The organism is Paracoccus sp. P2 (assembly GCF_046335115.1).
In the GTDB taxonomy this organism is placed as follows: domain Bacteria; phylum Pseudomonadota; class Alphaproteobacteria; order Rhodobacterales; family Rhodobacteraceae; genus Paracoccus; species Paracoccus pantotrophus.
The window spans coordinates 1-4,799 of sequence record NZ_JBGOSN010000099.1 but is presented as its reverse complement, the minus strand read 5'-3'; the positions used below and the strand labels follow the sequence as shown (position 1 = coordinate 4,799).

Here is a 4,799-nt window from a genome sequence, read left to right as displayed (position 1 = left end):
TGGCGGCGCGTGGCAACCCGATACGACAGATGCCCGAAGGTCTTCCTCTCGGCCATCGCGCTCGCGGCAACCGTCATTTATTGGTTATGAATCCTGACCCTTGTCTCGCTGCCGGTCGCCGCGTCGTGTTCGTGACCCCGCTACGCGCTCTCTCGGCGCAGACCGAAGTGACGCTTCAGCGTACTTTCCAGCCGCTCGGAAAAACGGTCTCAAGTCTCTATGGCGCGATCGGCGTCAGCGATGTCGATGAGGATTTCCTGCGGGAAAGCGACATCATCGTCGCCACGCCCGAGAAGCTCGATTTCGCGCTTCGCAACGACCCTGACCTGCTCGACACCGTAGGCCTCGTCGTCCTCGACGAAGGCCATATGATCGGATTGACCGAGCGTGAAGTCCGCTATGAGGTTCAAATCCAGCGCCTGTTGCGGCGCAGCGACGCCGAGACCCGGCGCATCGTCTGTCTATCGGCCATCCTTCCCGATGGCGATCAGCTCCAGGATTTCACGGCGTGGCTGACCGGCGATCAAGACGACGGACTGATTAAGATGAACTGGCGCCCAACGCGCCTGCGCTACGGCGAGGTCGAATGGCGTAGCGATCACGCGAAGCTCGAAATCTCGGTCGGCGCAGAGAAACCGTTCGTGCCGCGCTTCCTGACAGCCAGCCTGCCCAAGGGGCGCAAGACGCGCTTCTTCCCGTGCGATCAGCGCGAACTGTGCATCGCAACGGCATGGGAGATGGTCGCAGATCAGCACTCCGTGCTGATCTTCTGTCCGCAACGTCGATCGGTCGAGCCTTTCGCCAAAGCGATCGTCGACCTCGCCAAGCGCGGATCGATCGTGCCGGTGCTCGATCACGCCCCGGCCGTACTGGACAATGCGATCGCGATCGGGGCCGAGTGGCTTGGCGTCGACAGTCCGGTTCTGGCGTGCCTGCGCCTCGGTGTTGCGATCCATCATGGCGCGCTTCCCACGCCCTATCGCAAGGAGGTCGAGCGCTTGCTGCGCGATGGCATCCTGCGAGTGACGGTGTCGTCACCTACGCTTGCGCAGGGGCTGAACCTCTCGGCCACGACGTTGATCTTCCATGGCCTCAAGCGTGGCAGCGAGCTGATCGACATTGCCGAATTCCGCAACGTCGTCGGGCGTGCCGGTCGCGCCTATGTCGATGTCGAGGGCCTGGTGCTCATGCCGATGTTCGACCGGCTCACTAATCGCCGCGCCGAGTGGAAGGAGATGGTCGAAAGCGCCAAGGGCAAGGAAATGGAGAGCGGCCTGTTGCGCCTGTTGCTCTCGTTGATGGGCCGGATTGTCCGCAAGACCAAAGCCAAGTCGATGGCCACCGTCCTAGACTATCTTGCCGGCGTGACCGCGTGGGACTTCCCGGTACTGCCCACCGAAAGCAGCGATGTGAACGAGCAGGAGCGCGGGCGCTGGTCGGGGTATCTCACGACTCTCGACACGGCGCTACTCAGCATGCTCGGCGAGCAGGAAGTGCCGGACGATCAGATCGAGGAGATGCTCGATGACGTGCTGACCTCGTCGCTATGGACGCGGCGCCTTCAGCACCGCAAGGCGGCTGTCCAGCAGTTGCTCAAGACCGGGCTGGTCGCGCGCGCGAAATTCATATGGGGCCGGACGACGGCCACGCAGCGTCGTGGCTATTTCCTTGCCGGCGTTGGTCTCGCGACCGGCGAAGCGCTCGACGATAATGCCGCCGAACTAAACGAACTTCTGGCCCGGGCCAATGGCGCCATTATCTTCGATGATGCGAAGGAAGCGATCGCCGCTGTTACGGCATTCGCCAAAAAGGTCTTCGCGATAGCTCCTTTCGCCCCAGACGACCTGCCGGACGACTGGCCGGCGATCCTGAAGGCATGGCTGGAAGGTCGCGCGCTCGCGCCTCTTGCTTCCGGCAGAGAAGACGAAGTGTTGAAATTCGTCGAGCAGACGCTTGTCTATAAATTGCCTTGGGCAATGGAGGCCGTGCGCGTCCGCGGGCTAGCGCACGGCGACGTGCTCGAAGGCGGGTTCTCGATGGAGGATGTCGAGCTCGGGGTGGCGGTAGGCGCTGTCGAGACCGGCACGCTCAACGTCTCGGCGGCCATGCTGATGCATGCCGGATTCAGCTCGCGCCTCGCCGCGATCAGTGCGGTTTTGCAGACACAGGCGGATTTCACCACAATGGCGGAATTGCGTGCTTGGTTACGCGACGACGCCGTCGCCAGTGGGCGCAACGACCCCGATTGGCCGACCACGGCATCGCATGGGCTCTGGCTCCAGTTCATCGAAAGCCTGGCACCCGAACGTCGGCGGACCTGGGCATCGACAACCCATGAACTCGATGTCGAATGGGATGATGTCGGCCCGCCGGTGGGTACGGCGCTGCGCTTCGTTGAAGCAGGCGACGAAACGCTCGTCTATGCGGCGGATTTTACGCGTCTGGGGCGGCTCAAAGAACCGCTCAATACGGGTCGGCAGGGCTTGGCATTGGCGAGTGTCGGTTGGCTTGGCGATACCGTCGAGGTCCGATACCTTGGTCCAGGCGACTTAACGCGCAGGTGATCGAGCCACCCAACCCCTTGAATGTCAGAAAAAGCAATGCTATTTTCTGACATATGAAAACGACTGGCACATCGGTTCCCGATCGGGTCATGAAGCGCGCCCGGGCCATGGGGCGCGGCGGCGTCTTCACGCCCAGCGATTTCCTGGACCTGGCGGCGCGGGCCGCGGTCGATCAGGCGCTTTCCAGGCTTGTCAAGAGCGGGAAGCTGCGCCGCCTTGCGCGTGGTCTTTACGACTTCCCCAAGGTCCATCCGAAGCTCGGCCCCCTTTCGCCGACGCCAGACGATGTCGCCCAAGCATTGGCGCGGGAAACCGGCTCGCGGGTTCAGATCTCAGGCGCTCGCGCCGCGAACGCCCTCGGCCTCACGACGCAGGTACCGGCACGGAGCACCTATCTGACCGATGGCCCACCGCGGCGCGTCGTGCTGGGAAAGCGCGTCGTCGATCTTCGACACGCCTCGCCCAAGCACCTGATCGCACCCGGCAGTGCGGCTGGTATGGTCGTGCAGGCGCTTCGTCACGTCGGTCCTACGGGCGCGGCCGACGTTGCGCAGATGGCCGCGCGTCGGCTTTCGGCCAGCGACAAAAAGACCCTGGCCTCGACAGCCGTTCACGCGCCAGCCTGGATGCGGTCGACGCTGGTCTCGATCGCCGACGCAGGGATAGCCGGTATCGATGGATAAGGTGGCCCGACTTCCCGCCGGCGATCGCGCCGCCCTGTTCGGAGAGACAGGCGCCAGCCTCGGTGTTGCCGACACGATCATCGAAAAGGATTTCTGGGTCTGCTGGAGCCTGAAACGCCTCTTCAGTCTACCAAAGGGGGCCGCTGCCACCTTGATCTTCAAAGGCGGCACGTCCCTGTCCAAAGGGTTCGGCGCCATCCGCCGCTTCTCCGAGGACATCGACCTTTCGTTTGACCGCACCGAACTCGGATATAGCGGTGATCGCGATCCGGAGAAGGATGGCATCAGCCGAAAGCAGGCCGCCCGGCTTATCGACGAATTGGTTGGCGACGTCGAGCACCACATCAAGGAGAAACTGCTCCCTGCGCTTCACGCTGCAATCGTCGAGCAGCTTGGAGAGCCGGTCAACGGAGAATGGTCGCTGGAGATAGATGCCGCAGACACCCAGACGGTCAACTTCCACTACCCCACCGCGCTGTCCGCCACCGAATATGATGGCATGGCTTACATCACCCCGCGCGTGAAGCTGGAACTCGGCGCGCGGGGCGATCCTTGGCCCACCGAGGAGAAGATCATCCGTCCTTATGCGGCCGACGAATATCCGGGCTTCTTCGAGGATCCCGACACCCGGGTGACCATCATGTCAGCCCGGCGCACCTTCTGGGAGAAGGCGACGGCCCTCCACGCGGAGGCACATCGTCCGGCCAAGTCGCCAACGCCGCAGTATTTCTCGCGGCACTATTACGACCTGGCCATGCTTCTCGATACAGACGAGGGTCAGGCCGCCGCCAGCGACGTCGATCTGTTGACCCAGGTGGCCAAGCACAAGGCAACCTTCTTTCGCTCGGGTTGGTCCAGCTACGAGACGGCTCGGCCGGGGACGCTGCGGCTAATGCCGGACGACGCCCGGATCAAGGACCTGCGCACGGATTATCGGGCGATGGCGCCGATGATGTTCGATCAGACGCCGCCATCGTTCGACGAAATCCTCGCCAGGATTGCGACACTCCAACAGGCGATCAACCGATAAGCCAACAGGAAATGCGGGATGCTATGGGACTGCCCTCCTGACGAATCGGCAGGGTCAGAGGCATTCTCGACGCGCATCGATATCGCGTCGCCAATGCGGCCCCCGCAGGAGTGCTTCCTGGAGCAGACCGCTTATTCGGAAATCCCGCTCCCGTCGCCAGACGACCGCCGCCCCTCTCCTTTAGCGAACATCTCGCGAAAGAGCCGTTCCGAACGCGCGATCCCCTCGTCGGTCAGCCAGACGGATTTCGCCTTGTTGACCGGATCGCCGATCATGCCCTTCTCGTGGAGCCGGTTCATCGCGCCCCAGTCGTGTCCCTTCCACGCCCGCCCATCGCGACCAAGCGTCAGATAGAGCAGCGCCAGAACCGCGTCGTCGATCTTGTCCTCGTCGATTTCCATCGCGTGACCACCTCCTCTTAGGCCGTGTTGACAAAAGGGATTCCCGGGGCGCGCTGATCATGATTCAAGCTGGTATCTGCGATGGAGACCAGCTTGGCACGAGACCTGATGTCGGACGAGG

At 62.8% G+C, this 4,799-nt stretch carries 4 protein-coding genes and 1 pseudogene; 4 read left to right on the top strand and 1 reads right to left on the bottom strand.

Annotated elements, in window-relative coordinates:
* The 4 genes and pseudogenes from ACDP63_RS24205 to ACDP63_RS24190 form a co-directional block, all read left to right on the top strand.
* A pseudogene (locus ACDP63_RS24205) lies at positions 1-90 on the top strand (IS5/IS1182 family transposase); the annotation flags it as partial.
* On the top strand, positions 87-2,564 hold the full coding sequence (locus tag ACDP63_RS24200; RefSeq protein ID WP_409928797.1) for a DEAD/DEAH box helicase: 2,478 nt from the start codon (positions 87-89) through the stop codon (positions 2,562-2,564). The pseudogene ACDP63_RS24205 and the gene ACDP63_RS24200, both read left to right, overlap by 4 nt.
* 89 nt (positions 2,565-2,653) lie before the next feature.
* Positions 2,654-3,247 carry a DUF6088 family protein gene (locus tag ACDP63_RS24195; RefSeq protein ID WP_409928796.1) on the top strand — a complete coding sequence of 198 codons (594 nt, stop codon included), beginning with the start codon at positions 2,654-2,656 and terminating at the stop codon, positions 3,245-3,247.
* Positions 3,240-4,277: a nucleotidyl transferase AbiEii/AbiGii toxin family protein gene (locus tag ACDP63_RS24190; RefSeq protein ID WP_409928795.1), complete on the top strand. Its 1,038-nt coding sequence runs from the start codon at positions 3,240-3,242 to the stop codon at positions 4,275-4,277. The genes ACDP63_RS24195 and ACDP63_RS24190 overlap by 8 nt, the downstream gene beginning before the upstream one ends.
* A 131-nt stretch (positions 4,278-4,408) precedes the next feature.
* On the opposite strand, the gene ACDP63_RS24185 is transcribed toward ACDP63_RS24190, so the two are convergent.
* Positions 4,409-4,678 carry a DUF6429 family protein gene (locus tag ACDP63_RS24185; RefSeq protein ID WP_409928794.1) on the bottom strand — a complete coding sequence of 90 codons (270 nt, stop codon included), beginning with the start codon at positions 4,676-4,678 and terminating at the stop codon, positions 4,409-4,411.
* Positions 4,679-4,799: the final 121 nt, after the last annotated feature.